Raw genomic sequence first — 23,596 nt, forward strand, 5'->3', positions numbered from 1 at the left:
ATGGCTGACCTCGTCAGCCCGAACCTCCGCGCGCGACCGGCATTGGGTGAATGCGCCGGTGGGCCACGACCGTTCGTCGTAGCCCACCGGTGGTTGGCGTGCTGTTATCGCACGCAGAACATCGTGGTGTCCATCTGCCAGGCCTCGGTCGGCACGGTCGGTGCCTGAGCGCCGAAGGTCGCCAGGTTGGCGGGCCGGCCGGCCGAGTTCGGCCGGATCTGCTGCAGGTGCGTGCCCGGCAGGATGGTCGCCCCGGCGAGCCCGGAGAGCGCCGACCCGGACGGGCAGGCCGCCGGGACCTGCTTCTGGCTGGACGTTCCCGCCGGCGAGAAGAACGACACCCGCTGCTGCTGGAAGTCGTCGAGCAGGTTGTTCGGCTTGGCGCACACCGAATAGCCGGTGACCGTGTAGGCGCCGCTGTAGCCGTTTGCGTCGGGCTTGGCGAAGGCCGCGCTCCCGGTCGCCAGCGTGCCGCTGGAGTTCGGGAACATGCCCAGGTCCATCTGCCCGCCCGCGTTGTCGATCTTCCCGCCGGTGCCGATCAGCAGCTTGCCCGCCGGGCACGGGGCGAACGCCTGATCGGTGCCGCCGATCCGCGACGGGTTCTGGTGCTTGACGATCTCGATGGCGGCGCTGGCCGGCGGCGTCGCGCAGAACGCGAACACCTGGAAGCTCCAGTTGCCGGCGACGCCGGTCTGATCGGCCTCGGCCGTCACCTGGAAGCTGTCTTTCGCGGCGAGGTTCTGGATCGGTTGCATCTCGGTGATCACCGCGTGGATGCCTCCGACGGTGAAGGCGCCGCCGCCGGTGACCCGCTCGCCCGCGTTGCAGAACGCGCTGAACGACTTCTTCGCCAGGGCGTCGGGTGTGGACTGCACGACCACTGCCCGGACGGTCCCGAACGGCAGCGTGGCAGCCGCCGCCGGTGTCGCCCCGACCGTCGCCAGCCCGGCCAGGGTCAGGCCGGCGACCAGCAGGGCCGCTCCGAATCTTGGATAACTCAAACGCACGTTTCCCCCTCATGTGGTTCGGTCGACCGACCCTGACGCACGCCGCTGGGCAGACGATGGGCAACTGATGGGCGAGCCGTGACGGGCCGCCCATCAGCGCGGTGCCTTCGCCGGCGGTGCCGAACCACGGATTCCACGATCGTCCCGCGCTGTGTGCGGTGCTACCTGATCAGCCGGCGCCGGGTCGACTGCGTGGGGGAGGGGCTGCCGCCGTACCGGGAAATGGTGTTGATCTTGATTGGGGGTTTACTGCGCTTCGGCGCTGTCGAGCAGCGCCACCGCACCCGCGGCCGGCGCGGTGAGCGTGTCCGGCGGGTGGGTTGCCCAGAAGTCGCTGATCCCCTCAGCGGTGATGTCGAACTCCTGAAACTCGACGAACTCCCCGTCCCCGGCGTTGAAACCGAGCGCCTCCTCCGCCGTCAGGTCGAGCCGCACCACCACGTCAGGCTTCAGCCGCAGAAGATCGTGCACCACCCCGAGGACCTGCGCCCGTCGCCCCACCTCGCCCGGGCTGATGCTCACCCCGAGCTCTTCGACGAGTTCCCGGGCGACGCTGGTCTCCAGATGCAGGCCGTGCGGGTCGCGTTCGAGCATGCCGGACGGGGCCACATGCCACAGCCCGGGATCGGTCCCGAGAGCCGGGCTGCGCCGGCCCATCACGAACCTTCGCTGTCCAGGGTCGCCGGCGGCCGGAACCGTGAGCAGCACGGACACCCCGATCCCGGCGGCCCGGCCCCGCCCGGACCGCAACGGGTCACCGGCGACGGTGTGCGCCCGGTCCCTCAGCGGACCGGCGTCCCCGCCGGGGTGATGCTCGGCGCGGATCGCGTCGCAGCTGGCCAGCAGGTCGAAGTAGCTGCCCGGGTGCGCGACGATCCGGCCCCGCTCGGTACGCGACCAGCACACGATCCGCCCGTCGTGAAGTCCGGGACGGTTGTCGAGCAGCCACTTGAGGTGCGGTCCACCCAGGGCGAGAAGCTCGGCGTCGGCGGCCTCCGCGTCGTCGACCAGGTCGATCAGGCCCGACAGCCCGGCGCGCAGCGGATCGACGACGACCGGATAGACCTGGCCGGCGCGAACGAGGGCATCGCCGTAGCGTTTCGCCAGGCTGGCATAACCGGTCACGCAGCGAACCATACAAGGGCCGGCCGCGCGGCCCCTATGGCTGCCAGGTCGAGGCGGCGACCGCGGTGGCGCCGATGGCGCAGCAGATGGCGACGGCGGCGAGAACGGGTGTGTACGAGCCGGTGGTGGCGTGCAGAGCGGCGGCGGCCAGCGGGGCGCCGGCTTTGGCGAGGGTCATCGGTACGACGAGGACGCCGGCGAGAGTGGCGTAGCGACGCGTGTCGTAGCGCTCGGCGAGGATGACAGGTTTGGCGATGGTGGCGACGCCGAATCCGATCCCGAATCCGACGACCGCGATGATCGCGCCGCCTGTGGTCAGACCGAGAGCCGGGAGGAGCAGCGCGGCGAGGGCCTGAACGGCGAAGATTCCGGCGGTGATCGTGGTGGTGCGGTAGCGCCGTTGCAGCCCGGTGGTGATCAGCCGTCCGGCGACGGAGAGCACCCCGAGCAGCCCGGCGATGGCGGCCGCGAACGCCGGTGGGTGGCCCCAGCTGATCAGGGCGGCCACCAGAAGGACGGTGTAGGCGCTGATCGCGGCGGTGTGGGCGGTGAAGCCGGCGGCAAGCAGCCAGAATCCCCGGTCGCGCAGTGCCGCGCGCACCGCGTGGGCGCCGGAGCCGTCGCGGCGCTCGAGGTGCCGGTCCGCGGCCGGCGAATGGCGGAGGGCGATGGCGTGCAGGGGGACGGTTACGGCGTGGAGGCCGGCGAGGATCAGCAGGGCGGTACGCCAGCCGTGCTGGTCGACGAGCCAGCCGGTCAGGGGCAGGAAGATGGTGCTGGCGAATCCGGCGACCACGGTCAGCGCCAGTAGCGCCGAGGAGCGTCGTCGCGGCTGGTGCCAGGCGATGATCACGGCGAACGCGGCCTCGTACAGGCTGGCGGCCGAGGCGACCCCGATTCCGATCTGGACCGCGTACAGCTGCCACAGCTGGTCAATCTGTGACCAGGCGACGAGCAGCCCCGTGCCGAGCAGGGAGCCGCCGGTCATCAGCGCCCGGCCGCCGTGCCGGTCCAGCCGGCGGCCGATCGGCACGGCCAGCGTCGCCGAGGTCAGGACGGAGGCGGTGAACGCGCCGGTCACGGCGGTGGTCGAGGTGTGCAGGTCGGCGGCGATGGGCACGAGCAGCACGGCGAAGGCGTAGTAGAGAGCGCCGTAGCCGATCGTCTGGGTGATCGCCAGAGCGGCGACGATCCTGCGGTTGCCCGGTGGGGCCGGGCGGTGCCCGCCGAGGTTGACGCCGGCGGGCACCGATGAGCGGGCGGGGGTCACGAGCAGCAGCTGCCACCGGTGGCGGTGAGGCTGAGCAGCCCGGTGACGCCCGGCTCGGCCCGCACGGCGTTGCCGGTGGGTCCGAGGCGGCCGGCTTGTCCGGCGACCAGGTTGACGCTGCACACGCCGGTCTCGGGCAGGTCGAGCTGGACGTCGTCGGCGGCGTCGTAGTCCCCGGCCAGGGCGGCGGCGATGGAGCGGACCTGCTCGTAGCCGGTGGCCATCAGGAAGGTGGGGGCGCGGCCGTAGGACTTCATCCCGACGGCGTAGTAGTTCGGCTCGGGCTGGCCGAGTTCGCGGTAGCCGTGCGGGCTGACGGTGCCGCAGGAGTGCTGGTTCGGGTCGATCAGCTCGGCCAGGGTGCGGGTGCAGCCGAGGATCGGGTCCAGGTCGAGGCGCAGCTCGCCGGCGATGCTGTGGTCGGGCCGGAAACCGGTCGCGGATACGACACGGTCGGCGGTCAGTTCGCGTCCGTCGGTGGCGATCAGGGTGATCGTGTCGCCGCTGGTGCGCGCGGTGTGCACGCCGAATCCGGTGACGAGGTCGAGCCTGCCGGTGTCGACCAGGGTGTGCAGGCCGCTGCCGAGCGCGCCGCGAGCGGGCAGTTCGTCGGCGTCCTCGCCGCCGAAGGCCCGCTGTGCGGAGCCGCCGCGCACGGCCCAGGTGATCCGGGTGCCGGGCTCGGTCTCGGCCAGGCGGGCCAGGTCGAGCAGGGTGTTCGCGGCCGAGTGCCCGGAACCGATCACGATGGTGTGCTTGCCGGCGTGTGCGTCGCGATCGGTGCCGAGGACGTCGGGCAGCGCGTGGTCGATCAGGTCGGCTGCCTCGGGCTCACCATGCGCGGGCAGGCCGTTGACGCCGAGCGGGTTGGGGGTGCGCCAGGTGCCGGACGCGTCGATGATCGCGCTGCCGGTGATCTCGGTGCCGTCGGCGAGCCGCACGACGAACGGCAGATCGGCGCGGCCGACGGTGCGGACCCGGTCGGCGCCGACGCGGCTGATCGCGGTCACCCGCGCGCCGAGGCGCAGGTGTGCGGCGATCGCCGGAAGCTTGGCGAGCGGTTCCAGGTAGGTGTCGACCAGGTCGGCGCCGGTGGGCAGCTCCTGCTCGTCGGGGGCGGCCCACCCGGCGGCGGTGAGCAGCCGGCGCCCGGCGGGGTCGATGTCGTAGCGCCACGGGCTGAACAGGCCGACGTGTGACCACTGCCGCACCGACGCGCCGACCTGGTCGCCGGCCTCCAGCACGAGGAACGGGACGCCCTGTTCGTGCAGGTGCGCGGCGGCGGCCAGCCCGACCGGGCCGGCGCCGATCACGATCACCGGCAGCCGTTCCCCGGCACCGACCGTGGCAGCCGGGCCGCAGCAGCCGGCTCCCTCGGCGATGGCGTCGGCCTTCGCGGCCGGTGCGCAGCAGGCGTCTGCGGCGGCGGCCTGCTCGGCGGTGCCGCAGCACGGATTCTGCCCAGCTGTGGCCGGGACAGCGGACGAAGCGTCGCTGGTCATCGCGGGTACTCCTCGTTGAGATCGGGTTGGGGCAGCGTGCGGCGGGTTCCTCGAACCCACCGTACACGGATTCGATAGATCTCGAATCCGATGACTGTCGAAGCCACGCTTGCATGCGGATTCGATATCTGTCAACCTCGACGCATGTCGAAACCGCCGACCGTGTCGCCTGCCGCCGAGGACGTGCCGTGCTGCGCGCCGATGGCGTACGAACGGATTCCGTCAGAGGTGTCAGGCGCGCTCGCGCAGGCGTTCAAGGCGCTCGGTGACCCGATCCGGTTGCAGCTGATGTCGATGATCGCGTCCGCCGAGGGCGGTGAGATCTGCGTCTGTGACCTCACTCCGGCGTTCACCGTCTCCGGGACGACCATCTCGCACCACCTGAAGGTGCTGCGTGAAGCCGGCCTGGTGGACGCCGAGCGGCGCGCCAGCTGGGTCTACTACCGGCCCCGGCCGGGGTTGATGCGGCAACTGTCGACGCTCCTGGCCGTCGACGAGCCGGCCAAGGTCTGACGTGGGCGGCGGCGTTCACTCGCTGTTCGCTTGCCTTGGGAAACAGGCTCAGTAATTATTGAGTCAATGGATGCTGAAACTTTGTCGCTGGCGGCGCGGGCCCGGGTGCACGCCGCCCTCGGCGACCCCGCCCGCCTCGCCATCGTCGACGCGCTCACCCTCGGCGACGCCTCACCCGGCGAGATCTCGGTGAACCTGGGCATGCCGACCAACCTGGTCGCCCACCATGTGAAGGTGCTGCAGGACGCCGGCCTGCTCGTGCGGACCCGCTCGGAGGGCGACCGCCGCCGCACCTACCTGCGCCTGGTCCCCGGCGTTCTGTCGCAACTCGCGGCGCCCCGGTTGGACAGTGCGGCGCGGGTGGTGTTCGTCTGCACCCACAACTCCGCCCGCTCCCAGCTCGCCGCGGCCCTCTGGCGCGACCGCGTCGGCGGCGAAGTCACCTCCGCCGGCACGAGTCCCGCCCAACGAGTCCACCCCCGCGCGGTCCGGGTCGCCCACGAGCACGGCCTCGCCCTGGACCCGACCGGCACCCACCACGTCGACGACGTCGTCGGGGATGGCGACCTGATCATCGCGGTCTGCGACAACGCCCACGAAGATCTCACCGGCGAAGTCCGCCCCCGCCTGCACTGGTCGGTCCCGGACCCGGCGCGAGTCGACACCGACGAGGCGTTCGAGGCCGCCTACACCGACCTGGCCGACCGCATCGAGCGGATCACGCCCGCCCTCACCGCCGGCGCCGACCATGGCTGATCTGACCCACCCCGACCAGCTCGCCGACCCCGCCCGGAGTGACGTCCTGATGCACCAGATCACCCTGTGGCGGCGGCTGCTCGCCGAGTTCCTCGGCACCGCACTGCTGGTCACCGCCGTCGTCGGCTCCGGCATCATGGCCGCCACGCTCTCCCCGGACGACATCGGCCTGCAACTGCTGGAGAACTCGGTCGCCACCGCGTTCGCCCTGGGGGCGCTGATCCTGACCTTCGGGCCGGTCTCCGGCGCCCACTTCAACCCGGTCGTCTCGGCCGCGGACTGGTTTCTCGGCCGCCGGTCCGCCACCGGCCTGACCGGCAGAGACCTGGCCGGGTACACGATCGCGCAGACCGCCGGGGCGATTGCCGGCTCGGTCCTGGCGAACCTGATGTTCGACCTCGCGCCGGTCACGTTCTCGACGAAGGAACGCGCCGCCGGGCATCTGTGGCTCGCCGAGATCGTCGCCGTCGCCGGCCTGCTCCTGCTGATCTTCGCGCTCGGCCGGTCCGGGCGTGCCGCGGTCGCCCCGGCCGCGGTCGGCGCCTACATCGGCGCCGCCTACTGGTTCACCTCCAGCACCAGCTTCGCGAACCCGGCGGTCACGGTCGGCCGGGCCTTCACCGACACGTTCGCCGGCATCGCCCCCGGTTCGGTGCCCGGCTTCGTCATTGCCCAGCTCGCCGGCCTGGTGATCGGGGTCGGCCTGCTGCTGGCCCTCTACCCCACCGCCGGGCAGGCGGCCGACACCCACCCGCTGTGAAGGAAACCGAACCGATGAGCGACACCAAGCCCACCGTCCTGTTCGTCTGCGTCCACAACGCCGGCCGCTCCCAGATGGCCGCCGGCTGGCTGCGCCACCTGGCCGGCGACACCGTCGAGGTCCGCTCCGCCGGCTCCGAACCGGCCGAGACCATCAACCCGGCGGCGGTCGAGGCGATGAAGGAGGTCGGCATCGACATCACCGACCGGACGCCCACCAGGCTCACCTGGGATGCCGCCCAGGAATCCGACGTCATCATCACCATGGGCTGCGGCGACGCCTGCCCGATCTTTCCTGGCAAACGGTACGAGGACTGGAAGCTCGAAGACCCTGCCGGCCAGGGCGTCGACGCCGTCCGCCCGATCCGTGACGAGATCAAATCCCGCATCGAGGTCCTGCTCGCCGATCTGCTCCCGGCCGAGGCGAGAAATTAGCCGTTCCGAACGGTTCAGGAGCGCCAATCCCGCAGGTAGGGCGGCCCCGCGGCATTCCACCGGAACTGCAGGTCCGGTTCCTCCCGCTGCTCCAGCACCCCGGCCTCGGCCAGCGCGACGAGCGTGTTGTGCAGCGCGTCCCCGACCGGATTGACACTCCAGAAGATGCCCTTGTACTGGCTCATTCTCGTCGCGTCCGGGAACAGCCCGAGGGTCTGCCCGAGGACGAAGGCCGCGCCGTCACAGTCGTGCCATTCGGCCAGGTCACGCTCGAGTGTCACGCCGACGAGTCTAGGCACCGCGCATCTCGACGGCCAGCAACGACCGCTGCAGCCCGTCGAGGGTCCGCGGATCCCAGCCGGTCAGCGCCTGCCACCGGTCCAGCCGATACTTCAGCGAGTTCGGGTGGATGTGCAGCGCCCGCGCCGCCTCGCTGATCGAGAAGGAGCTTTTCGCGTACGCCCGGATCGCCGCCTCGAGATGCTCCTGGTCGGCCGCGGTCGCCGCGTCGAGCAGCGGCCGCAGCCGGTCGAGTTCGGGCAGGATCGACGCGGCCAGCCAGTCCTGTTCGAACCGGACCACGGTCTGGCGCCGGGCGGCCAGGCGTAGGGCCCGTTCGGCGTCGACGACGCTGTCCACCGCGCCGGCGAGTCCGGTGCGGATCAGTCCGACGCCGGCCGGCGCGGTGTCCGGGACGGCGAGCAGGTCGAGGATCCGGTCGGCGGTGATGGCCTGGAAGACCACCAGCGTGGTGGCGCCGAAGACGGCCAGGCCGGCCGCCTCGGCTCCGGCGCGGATCCACCGGTTGAGGTTCGGGGCGCCGCCCTGCGCCAGCCCGGCGGTGTAGTAGACGGCCTGGAACCCGCCGTCCGGGTCGAAGTTCAGCGATCGGGCCAGCAGCCGGAGGCCCGGGTCGGCGATCTGGCCGGTCTGCAGGCGTTCGGTGAACTGCTGGCCGTGGTCGAGCCCGGCCAGGTCGCGCTGCTGACCGGCGTCGGCGTAGCCGTCGGCGGCGGCCGCGCTGAGCGCCTCGGTCCAGGCCATCATGATGTTGACGACGCCGGGCAGCGCCGCCGAGCGGTCCAGGCCGCGGTCGCGGGCCAGCACCACCAGCCGTTCCCACGCGGTCCGCAGGCCGATGTGGTGCACCGCCATCGTCGTCTCCAGCGGCACCCCGGACTCGGCCCGCATCCGGCCGTATTGCCGGTATCCGCGCAGCTCCGCGCCGGTCGGCATCTGCTGCCGGGCCAGCCCGTCGAGGGCCAGCCGGGCGTTGCGCCGGCACAGCGCCCGCTGCGCGCCGGGGTCGACCGCGCGGTAGATCGGATACCGCTGCCGCAGCGTGGTGAAGACCTCGTCGCCGACCGCGTCGGCGTCCGCGGCCAGCTCGCTGATCAGCGCGGCGAAGGCCTCGTCGATGGCTGCCGTCCTCTCTCGACCCTGCGGTGCGCCGCCAATTCTGTCCGAGTCCGATCGGCGCCGGGTTCCCCACCCAGATCAAGATCAAAATCAAGATCCGATTGGGGTACGACGTCAGCCCCGCCCCGCGTACCGATGGGTTCGTGGTTTCCACCGATCGACGCCCCGGCGTTCTCGAAGTTCACGAAGCGCCGTCCGCCCCGGCGAAGAGACAATGGCTCAGTTTGCGACGACGAGGGGACGCCATGTCGATTCCGGTGCGGTTCACGGTGCTGGGCGCGGTCCGGGCCCTGCGCGGCGAGCACGAGGTGGACCTGGGCGCCCGCCAGCCCCGGCTGATGGCGGCGATGCTGCTGGCCCGCGCCGGCCGGCCGGTGGCCGTCGCCGAGCTGGTGGAGCTGTTGTGGGGCGACGACCCGCCGCCGACCGCGGTCAACGTGGTGCACCGGCACATCGGCGCGATCCGCCGGGTGATCGAACCCGGCCTGGCCCGGCGCGCCGAGGGGCAGTGGCTGGTCCGCGAGCCCGGCGGCTACCGGATCGCCGTGCCGGCCGAGGCCGTCGACCTGTCGCGTTTCCGTCAGCTGGCGGCGCACGCCGCGGACCGGCTGCGGGCCGGCGAGCGGGACGCGGCGATCCTCGCGTACCGGGACGCGCTGGCCCTCTGGCCGGGCCGCTTCGGCGCGGGGCTCGGCGCCGACACCCACCCGCTGTTCGTCGCGGTTAACCGGGAGCGCGCCGTGGTGGCCCGCGCCGCCGCCGACGCCGCGCTGGGCACCGCGCACGCCGCCGAGCTGCTGCCGGCCCTGCACGCGGAGGCCGCCGCCGAGCCGTTCGACGAGGCGACCCACGCGCGCCTTCTGCTGCTGCTGGCCGCGACCGGCCGCCCGGCCGAGGCGATCGAGCGTTACCACCGGCTGCGCGAGCGGCTGGTCGAGGAGTTCGGCATGGAACCGGGCCGGGAGCTGAGCGCCGCGTTCGAGACGGTGCTGCGCGAACCGCCGGCACCCGAGCCGGCGCTGCAGGCCGTCCCCTTCGCGCCGCCGGCCCAGCTGCCGGCCGGGCTGGCCCAGTTCACCGGCCGGGTGCGGGAGCGGCAGGACCTCGACCGGATGCTGGCGCACGGCCTCGCGCAGCGCCACGGCGCGACCGTGCTGGCCCTCGACGGCATGCCCGGCGTCGGCAAGACCACCCTGGCCGTGCGCTGGGCACACCAGGTCGCGCACCGGTTCCCCGACGGGCAGCTGTTCCTGAACCTGCGCGGCTTCGGCGACGGCGAGCCACTGCCGGCGGCCGAGGCGCTGGCCCAGCTGCTCGCCGGGCTCGGCGTGGCCCCGGCCGGCCTGCCGGACTCGGCCGAGGCCCGGGCGGCGCTGTGGCGCACCCGGACCGCCGGGCGCGCGCTGCTGATCCTGCTCGACGACGTGCGCGACGCCGAGCAGGTCCGGCCGCTGATCCCGGCCGCCCCCGCGAGCCTGGTGCTGGTCACCGGCCGCAGCCGGCTGGGCAACCTGGCCGCTTCCGACGGGGCCCGGCTGCTCACCCTCGACGTGCCGCCGGCCGCCGACGCCCGAGCCCTGCTGCTGGCCCGGCTCACCCTGCCGGACCCGGCCGGCCGCGAGGACGAGACCACCCTGGACGCCGTCCTCGACCACGCCGGGCGCCTGCCGCTGGCCCTGGCGATCATCGCGGCCCGGATGTCGGAGTACGCCCCACGCCCGCTGCGCGACCTGGCCGGCTGCATGGCCGAGAAGACCGGACTGGACGGGTTCGCCGCCGACGACGCCGACCGCGACCTGCGGGCCGCGCTGGAGCGCTCCTACCGCCGGCTGTCCCCGCAGGCGGCCCGGCTGTTCCGGCGCCTGGGCTGGTCGTCGGCCGACCTCGACCCGGACCGGGCGGCCGAGCTGACCGGCGTGTCCCGCTCGGCGGCCACCGTCCTGATCGCCGAGCTGGGCCGGGCCGGGCTGCTGACCCGCACCGGCCTGCACCACTACACGCTGCACCGGCTGGTCCGCGCGTACGCGATCGAACTGGCCGGGCAGAGCGTGCGCCAGCAGCGCCTGCGGCTGGTCCGGACGCTCGGCGGCGACAGCGCGCACTACGCCGGGACCGCGGCCGGCCGGCCGCCCAGCGCGTCGTCGATCAGCATGGCCAGCAGCTCCGGGTAGTCGATCCCACCGGCGGCGAACATCCGCGGCGCCTGCGACCGGGCGGTGAAACCCGGCACGGTGTTCACCTCGTTGAGCACCAGCCCGGCCGCGGTCACGAAGAAGTCGACCCGGGCCACCCCGCGGCAGCCCAGCACGTCGTAGACCTCGACCGCGGCGGCCTCGAGCGCCTTGCGGTGCACCTCGTCGAGCGCCGCCGGGATCCGGAACTCGGCGGTGCCGTCGTACTTGGCGGCGTGGTCGAAGATCCCGGCGGCCACCACCTCCAGCGGCGGGGCGACGACCCGGCTGCCGTCGGCGCGCCCCAGCACCGCCACGTCGATCTCCCGGCCACGGATCACCTGCTCGACCAGCACCCGGTCGTCGTGGCGCAGCGCTCGGGTCAGCGCCGGGCCGATCCCGTCCGCGGACTCGACCAGCGACACGCCCAGGCTCGACCCGGCGCCGACCGGTTTGACCACCACCGGCCCGGACCAGCGGTACTCGCCGGCGGTCCGCGCGGTGACCAGCGTCCCGGGCGCGGTGGCCAGCCCGATCGCCGCGGCCACCAGCTTGGTCACCCACTTGTCCATGCCGATCGCGCCGGCGCCGACCCCGGACCCGGCGTAGCGCACCCCCGCGACCTCCAGGAAGCCGGCGATCGTGCCGTCCTCCCCGTGCGGGCCGTGCAGCAGCGGCAACGCCACGTGGCAGCCGCGCAGCACGGTGACCGCCTCGGCCGGCGTCAGCCGCTGACCGTGCTCGTCGGACCAGCAGCCGTCGCGCCCGATCGTCAGCGCGACCACCGCCCACCGGCGCTCGCCCCGCAACGCGTGCACCGCCGAGGCGGCCGACCCCAGTGAGACGTCGTGCTCGCCGCTGCGCCCGCCGCCGATGACGGCGACCCGAACCGGTTCGCTCATGCCAATTCCTCTCGTGTCTGTTCGTGGTCGACGACGCGACGCGCGACGCGCCGGCCGATCCGGGTGACGATCTCCTGCTCGATGGTGCCGGCCCACCCGGCCCAGTCCGCGACGGTGGGTTCGCCCTGGTCACCGGGGCCCAGGACGATCACCTGGCGGCCGGCGGGCACCTCGGCGCCACCCAGGTCCAGCACGGTCTGGTCCATCGAGATCAGCCCGGCCACCGGGCAGCGCCGGCCCTCGACCAGCACCTGCGCCCGGTCCGAGGCGCTGCGGGGCAGGCCGTCGGCGTACCCGAGCGGCAACAGCCCGAGGGTGGTCGCGGCCGGCGCGTGCCAGGTGTGCCGGTAGCCGACCGGGGTGCCCGCCGCCACGTGTCGCACGTGGATCAGCGGCGCGGTCAGCGTCATCGCCGCGCGCAGCCGGGTGCGGCCCGATGGGTCGATGCCGACCAGCCCGGCACCGATCCGGACCAGGTCGAAGTGGGCCGCCGGGTTGGTCAGCGTGGCGGCGGTGGCGGCCAGGTGCCGCACCGCCGGGCGCAGCCCGGCGTGCCGGGCGACGGCGACGGCGTCCCGGAAGCGCGCCACGCTGGCGGCGTTGTCGGCGGCTTCCGGCTCGTCGGCCCGGCCCAGGTGGCTCATCACGCCGGCCACCCGGATCCGCCCGGAGCGTTCGGCGTCCCGCGCGGCCGCGCACAGCCCGGCCCACTGGTTGTGGTCCGCGCCGCCGCGGCTCATCCCGGTGTCGACGTGCAGGTGCACGCTGAGGCCCCGGTCGAGCCCGGCGACCGCGGCCAGCGTCGTCCGGTCGGGCACCGCGACGTGCACGCCGGCCGAGGCCGCCGCGGTGAAGTCGGCGCCCGGCGCGTTCAGCCAGCTCAGGATCGGTGCGGTGAAGCCCGCCCGGCGCAGCACGAACGCCTCGGCCAGACTGGTCACCCCGAGCCAGGTCGCCCCGGCCCGCAGCGCGGTGCGCGCCGTCTCGACGATGCCGTGGCCGAATCCGTCGGCCTTGACCACCGCCATCACCTCGGCGGTGGTCCGCGACCGCACGGTCGCGACATTGTCCGCGATCGCACCCGATTCGATGGTCAGCAGCGGCCGCGCGGCTCGCGCCGGTGCCGACAAGAACGTTTCCGCCATGCCCACAGAACGCGCCGCCCGCCCGATTGTTCATCCGAGGACACCCCAAAAAAAACCGGCTTTCCCGTACGGCGTGAGCCGGCCCGCAATTCATTGCGAATACGTCAGGTCGTAGTCGTCGACGCCGGGCGGGCCGTCGAGGTACGGCCCCATCAGCGCGAGGAACCGCTGGTAGTGCGGCGAGGCGACGAAGTCCTCGACCCGGGCCCGGCGCGAGGGCCAGACGCTGGTCTTGACGAACCGGTTCGGCGCCACCTGACTGCGATACACGGCGACCTGGGTCGCGCCGCCGGCGCGCAGCAGAGCGGCCACCTCGTCGCGGAACACCGCGAGGAACTGCTCCTCGGATCCGGGCCGGACGGAAAAGAATGCGACTTCTGTTGACATGGCCGCCAGCATCACGGGCCAGATCCGCACCGGACAAGTGAAAGTCCGAACCCTTACCGCGGGTGAACCCGGTGCCATTTCTGACGTCAGGGAAAGGGCCCATCGCGCATGTGACGGGCGACGTCACTTCCACGGCAGTTGCGCATCACAAGCCATTCCTAGTGTCGATCCCGGCAGCCGAACCCGTTCCGGGCCGGCCGGGACCTCGAACCGTTTCCGGGAGGACGTGATGACCACGACGATGACGCCCGGCGACCGGATCGGCGCGCTGCACGCCGCGCACGCGGCCGGCCTGCTGGGCTTTCTCATCGGCCTGACCCGCGGCGAACGGCAGACCGCCGAGGACCTGGTGCAGGAGACCATGCTGCGCGCGTGGCGGCACGCCGACCACCTGCCGGACGACCCGGAGGGGGCCCGGCGCTGGCTGTACACGGTGGCCCGGCGCCTGCTCATCGACCTGGTCCGGGCCCGGCGCAGCCGGCCGCCGGAGACCCCGGTCGTCGACCTGGACCGGGCCTGCCCGGCCGAGGACAGCACCGAGCTGGCCGTGGCCACCCAGGCGATGCTCGCCGCGTTCGGCAACCTGAGTGACGCCCACCGCGACGTGCTCGCGGATCTGCATCTGCGCGGCGAGGCGCCGGCCGAGGTGGCCCGGAAATTGCGGGTGCCGGTCGGCACGGTCAAGTCCCGGGCCCACTACGCGCTGCGTGCCCTCCGGAACGACATGGCAGCCACCGATTAACCCCGCAACCGGAAAGAAGTCATGAGTACAGAATTCGACGTGACCGCGCTGGCGAGCCAGCTGACCGGCCCGATCTTCCTGCCCGGCGACCCCGGCTACGACCTGGAGTGCGCCACCTTCAACCTGAACTCCCCGCTGACCCCGGCGATCGTGGTGGGCGCCGCGAGCGTGCGCGACGTGCAACTCGCGATCCGGTTCGCCACCGGGCACGGGCTGGCCGTGGCCGTGCGTGGCGGCGGGCACCTGCAACCGCGTACCGGGGAAGGGCAGTTGATGTTGACTTTGGATCGCATGACGTCGTGGACGGTCGACGCCTCGCGCGCGTCGGTACGGGTCACCGGATCGCCGCGCTGGGGGCAGCTGATGGCACCGCTGGCCGCGCACGGGCTGGCCGCGATGAACGGCTCGTCGCCGCACGTGGGCGTGGTCGGCTACCTGCTCGGCGGCGGGCTGAGCCCGGTGCTGGCGCGCTCGCACGGCTACGCCTCCGACCACGTCACCGCGATCGAGGTGGTCACCGCCGACGGCGAGCTGCGCCGGGCCACCGAGCACAGTGACCTGTTCTTCGCGTTGCGCGGCGCGAAGGGCAACCTCGGCGTGGTCACCGCGGTCGAGTTCGGCGTCTTCCCGATCCCTGCCGTGTACGGCGGCGGCCTGTGGTTCCCGGTCGACCGGCTGGCCACGCTGCTGCCCGCCTGGCGCGACTGGGCGCCGACACTGCCCGAGCGGGCCGGCACCTCGCTGGGCATCCAGCGGCTGCCCGACCTGCCGGGGATGCCGGAACCGCTGCGCGGGGCGGCCGTGGTGCACCTGCGCTACTCGTACGTGGGCGGGGCCGCCGAGGGGGAGGCCCTGCTCACGCCGATGCGCGGGCTCGGCGACCCGGTGTTCGACACGGTCACCGAGATGCCGTACGCGGCGTCGGGCACGATCCACAACGACCCGCCCGAACCGCTGCCCTACTTCGACCTCGGCACCGGCCTGCGCTGGCTTCCGGACGCGGCCTTGGCCGCGCTGGTCGAGCTGACCGGCCCGGATTCGGGCTGCCCGCTGGTCAACGTGGAGATCCGGCTGCTCGGCGGCGCCCTCGACCGGGCACCGGACGCACCGGACGCGGTGCCCACCCGGGGGCTGCCCTACCAGTTCACGGCGTTCGGCATCGGCGGGCCGGAGCAGGCCGGCTTCGTCAACGGCTGGCTGACCCGGGTGATCGAGGGCATGCGGCCGTGGGCGGACCCGCGCCAGATGCTCAACTTCATCTCGCCGGAGGCCGGGCTCACCCCGGGCGAGCTGCGCGGGATCTACGGCGCCGACCTCTACGACCGGGTTGTCGCGGTCAAGGAGAAGTACGACCCGGCCAACACGTTCCGGGTCAACCACAACCTGGTGCGCGCCTGACCCCGGCCACGCTGTCGGGACCAACGGCCCTATGTGGACGGGCGGACAACCGGGACCTTGGGAGGGGCCGCGCATCACCGCGAACGAGATGGGGGACGACGATGAGCCAAGGGCAGCCCCGCTCCGGTCCGCGGCCGGCGATGATGCTGGCCCTGGCCACCCTCGGGTTCGCGGTCAACTTCTGGGCCTGGGCGCTGCTCAGCCCGCTCGCCCCGACGTTCAAGGACGTGCTGCACCTGAGCTCGTTCCAGCAGGCCCTGATCGTCGCCGTCCCGGTCGTCGTCGGCTCGGTGGGCCGGATCCCGGTCGGCGCGCTGACCGACCGGTTCGGCGGGCGGGCGATGTTCCCGCTGGTCTCCCTGATCACCATCGTTCCGGTGCTCTACCTGGGCCTGTCCGGGCACGCCACGCTGACCGGGCTGCTGGTCGGCGGGTTCTTCCTCGGTGTCGGTGGCACCGCGTTCGCCGTCGGGGTGCCGTTCGTCAACGCCTGGTTCCCGCCCGAGCGCCGGGGCCTGGCGATCGGGGTGTTCGGCGCCGGGATGGGTGGCACCGCGATCAGCGCGCTGAGCACGGTCAAGCTGGTCACGGCCCACGGCATCGCCACCCCGTTCGTGGTCACCGCGGTCGTGCTCGCCGGGTACGCGCTGCTGGCCGGGCTGCTGCTGCGCGACGCGCCGGGCCGGGTCGCGCCGGCCGAGCCGCTGTCGCGGCGGCTGGCCGCGACCGCCCGGCTGGCCATCACCTGGCAGGCGTCCGCGCTGTACGCGGTTCTGTTCGGCGGGTACGTCGCCTTCTCGGTCTATCTGCCGGCCTACCTGCGGACCGCCTACGGGCTGACCCAGGCCGACGCGGCCAACCGGATGGCCGGGTTCGTGCTGCTGGCCGTGGTGATGCGCCCGGTCGGCGGCTGGCTGTCCGACCGGCTGGCCCCCACCCGGGTGCTGGCGGTGTCGCTGGCCGTGGTGGTCGCCGGCGCGGCCGGGCAGGCGTTCACCCCCGGGCTCGCGCCGTGGGGCACGGTCGCGTTCCTGGCCATGGCCGCGGCGCTGGGCGCCGGCAGCGGGGCGACGTTCGCGCTGGTCGCCCTGCTGGCGCCGCAGAACAAGGTCGGCTCGGTGACCGGGATCGTCGGCGCCGCCGGCGGCCTGGGCGGGTTCGTCCCGCCGCTGATCATGGGAGCGCTCTACGGTCAGTACGGCTCGTACGCGCTGGGCCTGGCCGCCCTCGCGGTCGTCGCGCTCGCCGCGCTGGGGCTGACCGTCACCGCCGTCGCCGGCAGCGTCGCCCGATCGGCGACCGGCCCGGACCCCCGGGTCACCGCACCACCCGGAAGCGAGCTACGGGAGGACCGATCATGACCGGCCGCACCGATCCGCTGACCGAGGCGCTGGCCGGCACCCGCCGGTTCTTCACCCGCGGCGAGGTCTCGGCCGACCACCGCACGCTGTATCAGATCGGCGGACGCCAGTCGGACGCGTTCTACCGCGACCGCTGGTCACATGACAAGGTGGTGCGGTCGACCCACGGGGTGAACTGCACCGGCTCCTGCTCGTGGAAGGTGTACGTCAAGGACGGCATCATCACCTGGGAGTCGCAGCAGACCGACTACCCGTCGGTGGGCCCGGACCGGCCGGAGTACGAACCGCGCGGCTGCCCGCGGGGCGCGGCGTTCTCCTGGTACACCTACTCGCCGACCCGGGTGCGCTACCCGTACGTGCGCGGGGTGCTGCTCGAGATGTACCGGGAGGCGCGCGTCCGCCTGGCGGATCCGGTCGCCGCCTGGGCGGAGATCACCGGCGATCCGGCGAAGGCCCGCCGGTACAAGTCGGCGCGCGGCAAGGGCGGCCTGGTGCGCGCCACCTGGGCGGAGGCGACCGAGCTGATCGCCGCCGCGCACGTGCACACGATCAAGGAGTACGGCCCGGACCGGCTGGCCGGGTTCTCCCCGATCCCGGCGATGTCGATGGTCTCGCACGCCGCCGGCGCCCGGTTCTACCACCTGCTCGGCGGCGTGATGCTGTCGTTCTACGACTGGTACGCCGACCTGCCGGTGGCCTCCCCGCAGGTCTTCGGCGACCAGACCGACGTGCCCGAGTCCGGGGACTGGTGGGACGCCGGCTACCTGATCATGTGGGGTTCCAACCTGCCGGTCACCCGGACCCCGGACGCGCACTGGATGGCCGAGGCCCGCTACCGGGGGCAGAAGGTGATCGCGGTCGCGCCGGACTACGCCGACAACGTCAAGTTCGCCGACGAGTGGCTGGCCCCCGCCCCGGGCACCGACGGCGCCCTGGCGATGGCGATGGGCCACGTCATCCTCAAGGAGTTCTTCGTCGACCGGCCGGCCGCCTACTTCGCCGGCTACGTCGCCAAGTACACCGACCTGCCGTTCCTGGTCATCCTCGACGAGGACGGCGACGGGGCGTACCGGCCGGGCAAGCTGCTCACCGCCGAGCAGCTGCCCGGGGCGCTGGCCGGCGCCGAGCACGCCGCCTTCAAGACGGTGCTGCTCGACGCGGACGGCACGCCGGTGGTGCCCAACGGATCGCTCGGCTTCCGGTTCGGTGCGGCCGGCGCCGGCCGGTGGAACCTCGACCTCGGCGACGTCGAGCCCCTGCTGTCGGCGGCCGGCGGCCCGCAGCCGGCGGTCGAGGTGGTCCTGCCGCGCTTCGACACCGCGTCCGGCGCGGCCGGCGTGTCGCGCCGGGGCGTCCCGGTGCGGCGCATCGGCGGGCATCTGGTCACCACCGTCTACGACCTGATGCTCGCGCAGTACGGCGTCGGCAGGCCGGGGCTGCCCGGACAGTGGCCCAGCGGCTACGACGACGCCGCCCAGCCTTACACCCCGGCCTGGCAGGAGACGATCACCGGCGTTCCCGGCCCGGCGGCGGCCCGCATCGCCCGGGAGTTCGCCGCCAACGCCGAGGAGTCCGGCGGCCGCTCCATGATCATCATGGGGGCGGGGACCAACCACTGGTTCCACTCGGACACCATCTACCGCTCCTTCCTCACGCTGACCACGATCACCGGTTGCCAGGGGGTCAACGGCGGCGGCTGGGCGCACTACGTCGGTCAGGAGAAGGTTCGCCCGATCACCGGCTACTCGGTGCTGGGCACCGCGTCCGACTGGTCGCGGCCGGGCCGGCAGATGATCCAGACGGCGTACTGGTATCTGCACACCGACCAGTTCCGCTACGACCCGTTCTCCGCCGCCACCCTGGCGACCGGGCAGGCGAGCGGCGGCTTCGCCGGCCGGTCCACCGCCGACCTGATCGCCGCGTCCGCGCGGATGGGCTGGATGCCGTCGTACCCGACCTTCGACCGCAACCCGCTCGAGCTCGCCGACGAGGCCGCGGCGGCCGGGGTGCCGGTCGCCGAGCACATCGTCGACCGGCTCCGCGGCGGCGACCTGCGGTTCGCCGGTGAGGACCCGGACGCCCCGGCGAACTTCCCGCGGGTGCTGACCGTCTGGCGGGCCAACCTGCTCGGCTCCTCGGCCAAGGGCAACGAGTACTTCCTGCGCCACCTGCTCGGCACCGATCACGCGGTCCGCGCCGGCGAGGCCGCGCCCGAGCACCGGCCCCGCGACGTGGTCTGGCACGAGCAGGCGCCGACCGGGAAGCTGGACCTGCTGCTCACCCTGGACTTCCGGATGACCTCCACGACGATCTTCTCCGACGTGGTGCTGCCCGCGGCGACCTGGTACGAGAAGCACGACCTGAACACCACCGACATGCACCCGTTCGTGCACTCGTTCAACCCGGCCATCGCCCCGCCCTGGCAGACCCGCACCGACTGGGACGCGTTCGCGACCATCGCGACCGCCTTCAGCGCCCTGGCCGCCACCCACCTGGGCACCCGCACCGACGTGGTCGCCGCGCCGCTGCTGCACGACACCCCCGACGAACTGGCCAACCCGCACGGCCGGGTCCGGGACTGGAAGGCCGGCGAGTGCGACCCGATCCCCGGGCAGACCATGCCCAAGCTGGTCACGGTCGAGCGCGACTACCCGGCGGTCGCCGCCAAGATGGCCGCCCTCGGCCCGCTGCTGGACACCCTCGGCGCGACCACCAAGGGCGTCACCTTCGAGGTCGGCGCGCAGCTCGACTACCTGCGCCACAAGAACGGTGTGGTCCGCGGCGGCGTCGCCGACGGGCGCCCGTCGATCGCCCGCGACGTGCAGGCCTGCGAGGCGATCCTGGCCCTGTCCGGCACCACCAACGGGCAGCTGGCCGTGCAGGGCTTCCGCACCCTGGAGAAGCGGACCGGGGTGCGGCTGGCCGACCTGGCGCGGGAGCACGAGGGCAGACAGATCACGTTCGCCGACACGCAGGCCCGCCCGACCCCGGTGATCACCTCCCCGGAGTGGTCCGGGTCGGAGTCCGGCGGCCGGCGCTACTCGCCGTTCGTCATCAACGTCGAACGGCTCAAACCGTGGCACACCCTCAGCGGCCGGCAGAGTTTCTACCTGGACCACGACTGGATGGCCGAGCTGGGGGAGTGGCTGCCCACCTACCGGCCACCGCTGAACATGCACGCGCTGTTCGGTGAACCCCGCGTCGGCGACCGGGGCGAGCTCGGCATCACCGTGCGCTACCTCACCCCGCACAACAAGTGGTCGATCCACTCCGAGTACCAGGACAACCTGTTCATGCTCTCGCTCTCGCGCGGCGGGCCGAACATCTGGGTGTCGAAGCAGGACGCGGCGAAGATCGGGGTGCACGACAACGACTGGATCGAGGCGGTCAACCGCAACGGGGTCGTGGTGGCCCGCGCGATCGTCTCGCACCGCATGCCCGAGGGCACGGTCTACATGCACCACGCCCAGGACCGGCTGATCGACGTGCCACGCACCGAGACCAACGGCCGGCGCGGCGGCATCCACAACTCGCTGACCCGGCTGCTGATCAAGCCGACGCACCTGATCGGCGGGTACGCCCAGCTGTCGTTCGCGTTCAACTACCTCGGCCCGACCGGGAACCAGCGCGACGAGGTCACCGTGATCCGGCGGCGTTCCCAGGAGGTGGAGTACTGATGCGCGTGATGGCTCAGCTGGCGATGGTGATGAACCTCGACAAGTGCATCGGCTGTCACACCTGCTCGGTCACCTGCAAACAGGCCTGGACCAACCGCACCGGCGTCGAGTACGTGTGGTTCAACAACGTCGAGACCCGGCCCGGCCAGGGCTACCCGCGCCGCTACGAGGACCAGCAGAAGTGGCAGGGCGGCTGGCGGCTCAACCGGCGCGGCCGGCTCACCCTCGCCGGCGGCGGCCGGTTCAAGAAGCTGCTGAGCATCTTCGCCAATCCGAAGCTGCCGTCCATCGACGACTACTACGAGCCCTGGACCTACGACTACGAGACGCTGACCAGCGCGCCGCTGCAGGAGCACACCCCGGTCGCCCGCCCGAAGTCGCTGCTCACCGGCCGGGACATGAACGTCACCTGGTCGGCGAACTGGGACGACGACCTCGGCGGCTCGGCGGATCACGGCGACAAGGACGTGCTGCTCAAGAGCATCGCCGACAAGGTGAAGCTGGAGTTCGAGCAGACCTTCATGTTCTACCTGCCGCGCATCTGCGAGCACTGCCTCAACCCGTCGTGCGCCGCCTCGTGCCCGTCGGGCGCGATCTACAAGCGCACCGAGGACGGGATCGTGCTGGTCGACCAGGACCGGTGCCGGGGCTGGCGGATGTGCGTGTCCGGCTGCCCGTACAAGAAGGTGTACTTCAACCACCGCACCGGCAAGGCCGAGAAGTGCACGTTCTGCTTCCCCCGGGTCGAGGTGGGCATCCCCACGGTCTGCTCGGAGACCTGCGTCGGCCGGCTGCGCTACATCGGGCTGGTCCTCTACGACGCCGACCGGGTCCTCGAGGCCGCCTCGACCCCCGACGACCACGACCTGTACGAGGCGCAGCGGCAGGTGTTCCTCGACCCGGCCGACCCGGCCGTGATCGCCGCCGCCGAACAGGCCGGCATCGCCCGGGACTGGATCGAGGCCGCGCGCCGCTCGCCGATCCACGCCCTGATCAACACGTTCAAGGTGGCGCTGCCGCTGCACCCGGAGTACCGCACCCTGCCGATGGTCTGGTACATCCCGCCGCTGTCGCCGGTGGTCGACGTCGTGCGCGACACCGGCTACGACGCCGAGGACCGGGGCAACCTGTTCGCCGCCATCGAGGCGCTGCGCATCCCGATCGACTACCTGGCGCAGCTGTTCACCGCCGGGGATCCGGCACCGGTCGACGCGGTCCTGCGCCGGCTGGCCGCGATGCGCTCCTACCTGCGCGACATCACCCTGGGCCGCGACCCGGACGAGACGATCCCCGCGGCGGTCGGCATGACCGGCGAGCAGCTGTACGACATGTACCGGCTGCTCGCCCTGGCCAAGTACGACGAGCGCTACGTCATCCCGCCGGCGCACGCCGAACAGGCCCACAGCCTGGAGGAGTTGGCCACCGCATGCTCCCTGGACTACGACGGCGGTCCCGGCATGGGCGGCTCCGGACCGTTCGGGGAGTCCTCCGGCGCGCCGACGCCGATCGCCGTGGAGAACTTCCACCTGCTGCGCGAGCGGCAGACCACCGAACCGGGCGACGGGCCGCGCCGGGTCAACCTGCTGAACTGGGACGGCAAGGGCCGCCCCGAAGGACTGTTCCCGCCCCGGCGGGAACCATGAGCGACGCCCGGGCCTGGCAGGCCCAGTCCCTGCTGCTCGGCTACCCCGACGAGCAACTGCTGAGCCGGCTCGACCTGCTGGCCCGGGTCGCCGACACCCTCGGCGGGACCGTCGGCGCCCCGCTGCGCCGATTCGTCGAGCATCTGCGGGCCACCCCGCCGGGCCGGTCGGCCGCCGACTACGTGGCCACCTTCGACCACCGCAAACGCTGCTGCCTGTTCCTGACCTACTACGCCCACGGCGACACCCGCAACCGCGGCATGGCCCTGCTGAGTCTCAAACAGACCTATGCCGCCGACGGCCTGCAGCTGGTCGACGACGAACTGCCCGACCACCTCGCGGTCATGCTGGAATACGCCGCGGCCCGGCCCGCCACGGGCCGCACCCTGCTGCTGGCGCACCGCGCCGGCCTGGAACTGCTGCGCCTGGCCCTGCGCGACGCCGGCTCCCCGTGGGCCGATCTCCTCGACTCGATCTCGGCCACCCTTCCGCCGCTGGCCGGGGACCAGCGGGACGCCGTCGCCCGGCTCGCCGCCCTCGGACCGCCCGAGGAGCAGGTCGGGCTGGAGCCGTTCGCACCACCGGGAGCACTGCGATGACCTCGGCCACCGGCGACGTGCTGTTGTTCGCCGTCCTCCCGTACGTCGCCATCGCGGTCTTCGCCGGCGGGCACATCTGGCGCTACCGCTACGACAAGTTCGGCTGGACCACCCGCTCCTCGCAACTGCACGAACGGCGGCTGCTGCGCCTGGGCAGCCCGCTGTTCCACTTCGGCATCCTGTTCGTCGTGCTCGGGCACGTCGGCGGCCTGCTCATCCCCGAGTCGTGGACCGAGGCCGCCGGGATCAGCGAGAGCGTCTACCACGGCGTCGCCTTCGGGATCGGCACCGTGGCCGGCGTCTGCACGCTGGCCGGGGCGGCCATCCTGATCTACCGCCGCCGTACCGTCGGCCCGGTCTTCTCCGCCACCACCCGCAACGACAAGATCATGTACGTGCTGCTGATCGGCACCCTGCTGCTCGGCCTGGGCGCCACCGTGCTGGGCAACCTCACCGGTCACCCGCACGACTACCGGCAGACGGTGGCGCCGTGGTTCCGGTCGATCTTCTACCTGCACCCGGACACCGACCTGATCCGCGCGGCGCCGATCGGCTTCCGGCTGCACGTCCTGGCCGCCTGGGTGCTGTTCGCGTTCTGGCCCTTCAGCCGCCTCGTGCACGTCTTCTCCGCGCCGGTGGGCTACCTCACCCGCCCCTACATCGTCTACCGCAGCCGCGACGAGCAGCTCGGCAGCCGCACCCCACGCCGCGGCTGGGACCGGCCCGGCTGACCCGGCCCGCCGCGCTTGCCCGATCAACCCCCCAAAACCAGCAAGACCACG

At 72.7% G+C, this 23,596-nt stretch carries 21 protein-coding genes; 12 read left to right on the forward strand and 9 right to left on the reverse strand.

Going from position 1 to position 23,596, the window contains the following annotated elements; genetic code table 11:
- Positions 1-104: 104 nt before the first annotated feature.
- From L3i22_RS21780 to L3i22_RS21795, 4 genes are all read right to left on the reverse strand, one after another.
- Positions 105-1,010 carry a hypothetical protein gene (locus L3i22_RS21780; protein ID WP_221328796.1) on the reverse strand — a complete coding sequence of 302 codons (906 nt, stop codon included), beginning with the start codon at positions 1,008-1,010 and terminating at the stop codon, positions 105-107.
- Positions 1,011-1,256: 246 nt separating this feature from the next.
- On the reverse strand, positions 1,257-2,135 hold the full coding sequence (locus L3i22_RS21785; RefSeq protein ID WP_221328797.1) for an NUDIX domain-containing protein: 879 nt from the start codon (positions 2,133-2,135) through the stop codon (positions 1,257-1,259).
- Between the two features lie 34 nt (positions 2,136-2,169).
- The gene (locus tag L3i22_RS21790) at positions 2,170-3,405 is read right to left on the reverse strand and encodes an MFS transporter (protein ID WP_255658479.1); all 1,236 of its coding nucleotides are present in this window, start codon (positions 3,403-3,405) and stop codon (positions 2,170-2,172) included.
- Complete coding sequence (locus L3i22_RS21795) at positions 3,402-4,907, reverse strand: FAD-dependent oxidoreductase (protein ID WP_221328798.1); 1,506 nt, start codon at positions 4,905-4,907, stop codon at positions 3,402-3,404. The genes L3i22_RS21790 and L3i22_RS21795 overlap by 4 nt, the downstream gene beginning before the upstream one ends.
- Positions 4,908-5,051: 144 nt before the next feature.
- Here L3i22_RS21795 and L3i22_RS21800 point away from each other — a divergent pair, with 144 nt between their 5' ends.
- The 4 genes from L3i22_RS21800 to L3i22_RS21815 all read left to right on the forward strand — a co-directional run bounded on the left by L3i22_RS21800 (position 5,052) and on the right by L3i22_RS21815 (position 7,370).
- Positions 5,052-5,420: a metalloregulator ArsR/SmtB family transcription factor gene (locus tag L3i22_RS21800; RefSeq protein ID WP_221328799.1), complete on the forward strand. Its 369-nt coding sequence runs from the start codon at positions 5,052-5,054 to the stop codon at positions 5,418-5,420.
- A 66-nt stretch (positions 5,421-5,486) separates the two neighbouring features.
- Positions 5,487-6,176, forward strand: a complete 690-nt coding sequence (locus L3i22_RS21805; RefSeq protein ID WP_221328800.1) for a MarR family transcriptional regulator — start codon at positions 5,487-5,489, stop codon at positions 6,174-6,176.
- The gene (locus tag L3i22_RS21810; protein ID WP_255658480.1) at positions 6,169-6,936 is read left to right on the forward strand and encodes an MIP/aquaporin family protein; all 768 of its coding nucleotides are present in this window, start codon (positions 6,169-6,171) and stop codon (positions 6,934-6,936) included. The genes L3i22_RS21805 and L3i22_RS21810 overlap by 8 nt, the downstream gene beginning before the upstream one ends.
- A 14-nt stretch (positions 6,937-6,950) precedes the next feature.
- A complete protein-coding gene (locus L3i22_RS21815) occupies positions 6,951-7,370 on the forward strand; it encodes an arsenate reductase ArsC (protein WP_221328801.1) in 420 nt (139 codons plus the stop codon).
- A 14-nt stretch (positions 7,371-7,384) separates the two neighbouring features.
- On the opposite strand, the gene L3i22_RS21820 is transcribed toward L3i22_RS21815, so the two are convergent.
- Together L3i22_RS21820 and L3i22_RS21825 are read right to left on the reverse strand one after the other, a co-directional pair.
- Positions 7,385-7,651, reverse strand: a complete 267-nt coding sequence (locus L3i22_RS21820) for a hypothetical protein (protein ID WP_221328802.1) — start codon at positions 7,649-7,651, stop codon at positions 7,385-7,387.
- Positions 7,652-7,661: 10 nt separating this feature from the next.
- On the reverse strand, positions 7,662-8,606 hold the full coding sequence (locus L3i22_RS21825; protein WP_221328803.1) for a CdaR family transcriptional regulator: 945 nt from the start codon (positions 8,604-8,606) through the stop codon (positions 7,662-7,664).
- A gap of 428 nt (positions 8,607-9,034) precedes the next feature.
- Here L3i22_RS21825 and L3i22_RS21830 point away from each other — a divergent pair, with 428 nt between their 5' ends.
- Positions 9,035-10,960 carry a BTAD domain-containing putative transcriptional regulator gene (locus tag L3i22_RS21830; protein WP_221328804.1) on the forward strand — a complete coding sequence of 642 codons (1,926 nt, stop codon included), beginning with the start codon at positions 9,035-9,037 and terminating at the stop codon, positions 10,958-10,960.
- Here the strand turns inward: L3i22_RS21830 and L3i22_RS21835 are convergent.
- The 3 genes from L3i22_RS21835 to L3i22_RS21845 form a co-directional block, all read right to left on the reverse strand.
- Positions 10,891-11,862, reverse strand: coding sequence for a D-alanine--D-alanine ligase family protein (locus L3i22_RS21835; RefSeq protein ID WP_221328805.1), 972 nt, complete (start codon positions 11,860-11,862; stop codon positions 10,891-10,893). The two genes, L3i22_RS21830 and L3i22_RS21835, sit on opposite strands and share 70 nt — an antisense overlap.
- Complete coding sequence (gene alr, locus L3i22_RS21840) at positions 11,859-13,007, reverse strand: alanine racemase (RefSeq protein WP_221328806.1); 1,149 nt, start codon at positions 13,005-13,007, stop codon at positions 11,859-11,861. The genes L3i22_RS21835 and alr overlap by 4 nt, the downstream gene beginning before the upstream one ends.
- Before the next feature lie 90 nt (positions 13,008-13,097).
- The gene (locus tag L3i22_RS21845) at positions 13,098-13,394 is read right to left on the reverse strand and encodes a putative quinol monooxygenase (protein WP_221328807.1); all 297 of its coding nucleotides are present in this window, start codon (positions 13,392-13,394) and stop codon (positions 13,098-13,100) included.
- Between the two features lie 229 nt (positions 13,395-13,623).
- Between L3i22_RS21845 and L3i22_RS21850 the strand changes: the two genes are divergently transcribed.
- The 7 genes from L3i22_RS21850 (at position 13,624) to narI (ending at position 23,545) form a co-directional block, all read left to right on the forward strand.
- A complete protein-coding gene (locus L3i22_RS21850) occupies positions 13,624-14,136 on the forward strand; it encodes a sigma-70 family RNA polymerase sigma factor (protein ID WP_221328808.1) in 513 nt (170 codons plus the stop codon).
- Between the two features lie 21 nt (positions 14,137-14,157).
- The gene (locus L3i22_RS21855) at positions 14,158-15,534 is read left to right on the forward strand and encodes an FAD-binding oxidoreductase (RefSeq protein ID WP_221328809.1); all 1,377 of its coding nucleotides are present in this window, start codon (positions 14,158-14,160) and stop codon (positions 15,532-15,534) included.
- A gap of 101 nt (positions 15,535-15,635) precedes the next feature.
- Complete coding sequence (locus L3i22_RS21860; RefSeq protein ID WP_221328810.1) at positions 15,636-16,895, forward strand: MFS transporter; 1,260 nt, start codon at positions 15,636-15,638, stop codon at positions 16,893-16,895.
- The gene (locus L3i22_RS21865; protein WP_221328811.1) at positions 16,892-20,572 is read left to right on the forward strand and encodes a nitrate reductase subunit alpha; all 3,681 of its coding nucleotides are present in this window, start codon (positions 16,892-16,894) and stop codon (positions 20,570-20,572) included. The genes L3i22_RS21860 and L3i22_RS21865 overlap by 4 nt, the downstream gene beginning before the upstream one ends.
- Positions 20,572-22,215 carry a nitrate reductase subunit beta gene (gene narH, locus L3i22_RS21870; protein ID WP_221328812.1) on the forward strand — a complete coding sequence of 548 codons (1,644 nt, stop codon included), beginning with the start codon at positions 20,572-20,574 and terminating at the stop codon, positions 22,213-22,215. The genes L3i22_RS21865 and narH overlap by 1 nt, the downstream gene beginning before the upstream one ends.
- Positions 22,212-22,814: a nitrate reductase molybdenum cofactor assembly chaperone gene (gene narJ, locus L3i22_RS21875; protein ID WP_221328813.1), complete on the forward strand. Its 603-nt coding sequence runs from the start codon at positions 22,212-22,214 to the stop codon at positions 22,812-22,814. Before narH ends, narJ begins: the two co-directional genes overlap by 4 nt.
- Positions 22,811-23,545 carry a respiratory nitrate reductase subunit gamma gene (narI, locus tag L3i22_RS21880; RefSeq protein ID WP_221328814.1) on the forward strand — a complete coding sequence of 245 codons (735 nt, stop codon included), beginning with the start codon at positions 22,811-22,813 and terminating at the stop codon, positions 23,543-23,545. Before narJ ends, narI begins: the two co-directional genes overlap by 4 nt.
- Positions 23,546-23,596: the final 51 nt, after the last annotated feature.

The sequence above is a fragment of the Actinoplanes sp. L3-i22 genome, from assembly GCF_019704555.1.
Taxonomy (GTDB): Bacteria; Actinomycetota; Actinomycetes; order Mycobacteriales; family Micromonosporaceae; genus Actinoplanes.

What these genes read in the sequence shown, in the direction of transcription:
- L3i22_RS21815 (WP_221328801.1), top strand. Translation starts at nt 6,951, where the DNA reads ATGAGCGACACCAAGCCCACCGTCCTGTTCGTCTGCGTCCACAACGCC.
- narH (WP_221328812.1), top strand. Translation starts at nt 20,572, where the DNA reads ATGCGCGTGATGGCTCAGCTGGCGATGGTGATGAACCTCGACAAGTGC.
- narJ (WP_221328813.1), top strand. Translation starts at nt 22,212, where the DNA reads ATGAGCGACGCCCGGGCCTGGCAGGCCCAGTCCCTGCTGCTCGGCTAC.
- L3i22_RS21805 (WP_221328800.1), top strand. Translation starts at nt 5,487, where the DNA reads ATGGATGCTGAAACTTTGTCGCTGGCGGCGCGGGCCCGGGTGCACGCC.
- L3i22_RS21830 (WP_221328804.1), top strand. Translation starts at nt 9,035, where the DNA reads ATGTCGATTCCGGTGCGGTTCACGGTGCTGGGCGCGGTCCGGGCCCTG.
- L3i22_RS21825 (WP_221328803.1), bottom strand. Translation starts at nt 8,606, where the DNA reads ATGCCGACCGGCGCGGAGCTGCGCGGATACCGGCAATACGGCCGGATG.
- L3i22_RS21865 (WP_221328811.1), top strand. Translation starts at nt 16,892, where the DNA reads ATGACCGGCCGCACCGATCCGCTGACCGAGGCGCTGGCCGGCACCCGC.
- L3i22_RS21835 (WP_221328805.1), bottom strand. Translation starts at nt 11,862, where the DNA reads ATGAGCGAACCGGTTCGGGTCGCCGTCATCGGCGGCGGGCGCAGCGGC.
- L3i22_RS21860 (WP_221328810.1), top strand. Translation starts at nt 15,636, where the DNA reads ATGAGCCAAGGGCAGCCCCGCTCCGGTCCGCGGCCGGCGATGATGCTG.
- L3i22_RS21850 (WP_221328808.1), top strand. Translation starts at nt 13,624, where the DNA reads ATGACCACGACGATGACGCCCGGCGACCGGATCGGCGCGCTGCACGCC.
- L3i22_RS21800 (WP_221328799.1), top strand. Translation starts at nt 5,052, where the DNA reads ATGTCGAAACCGCCGACCGTGTCGCCTGCCGCCGAGGACGTGCCGTGC.
- L3i22_RS21810 (WP_255658480.1), top strand. Translation starts at nt 6,169, where the DNA reads ATGGCTGATCTGACCCACCCCGACCAGCTCGCCGACCCCGCCCGGAGT.
- L3i22_RS21795 (WP_221328798.1), bottom strand. Translation starts at nt 4,907, where the DNA reads ATGACCAGCGACGCTTCGTCCGCTGTCCCGGCCACAGCTGGGCAGAAT.
- L3i22_RS21845 (WP_221328807.1), bottom strand. Translation starts at nt 13,394, where the DNA reads ATGTCAACAGAAGTCGCATTCTTTTCCGTCCGGCCCGGATCCGAGGAG.
- narI (WP_221328814.1), top strand. Translation starts at nt 22,811, where the DNA reads ATGACCTCGGCCACCGGCGACGTGCTGTTGTTCGCCGTCCTCCCGTAC.
- alr (WP_221328806.1), bottom strand. Translation starts at nt 13,007, where the DNA reads ATGGCGGAAACGTTCTTGTCGGCACCGGCGCGAGCCGCGCGGCCGCTG.
- L3i22_RS21855 (WP_221328809.1), top strand. Translation starts at nt 14,158, where the DNA reads ATGAGTACAGAATTCGACGTGACCGCGCTGGCGAGCCAGCTGACCGGC.